1 protein-coding gene is annotated in these 447 nt (G+C 65.3%); it reads left to right on the top strand.

Going from position 1 to position 447, the window contains the following annotated elements:
• Positions 1 to 35: 35 nt before the first annotated feature.
• A partial coding sequence (locus EN885_RS33160; protein ID WP_348631662.1) for an ATP-binding cassette domain-containing protein occupies positions 36 to 447 on the top strand: 412 nt, incomplete at its 3' end.

Raw genomic sequence — 447 nt, 5'->3', positions numbered from 1 at the left:
ATCCTGAAAGGACCGCAGCGCCTTCGGATGTACCGATGCTGAGCGTGAGGAACGCCTCCGTTCCCGGCTATGCGGAGGACGTGTCGTTCACGGTCCACAAAGGCGAGATCCTCGGGTTCGCCGGCATGGTCGGCGCTGGCCGAACCGAACTCTTCGAGGGCATTATCGGCCTGCGCCCGGCGGCCGCCAAGGTCGAACTTGAGGGCAAGTCGATCCATTTCCAATCGCCGCGCGCGGCGATCGACGCCGGCGTCGGTTACCTGACCGAGGATCGCAAGGGCAAGGGACTGCTGCTGCAGGAGCGCTTGGCGCCTAACCTGACGCTGTCGGCGCTCGGTGTGTTCCATCCCGGCCTCTCGATGGGTCGGCGCAGTGAAGCGAAGGCCCTGGAACAGGCCGTGGAGGCATATGACATCAGGCTGAAGAGCCTCGGCGCCAAAGCGGGCC

This window comes from Mesorhizobium sp. M6A.T.Cr.TU.014.01.1.1 (assembly GCF_004022765.1).
Classification (GTDB): Bacteria; Pseudomonadota; Alphaproteobacteria; order Rhizobiales; family Rhizobiaceae; genus Mesorhizobium; species Mesorhizobium mediterraneum.
This window is presented reverse-complemented; position numbering and strand designations above follow the sequence as displayed.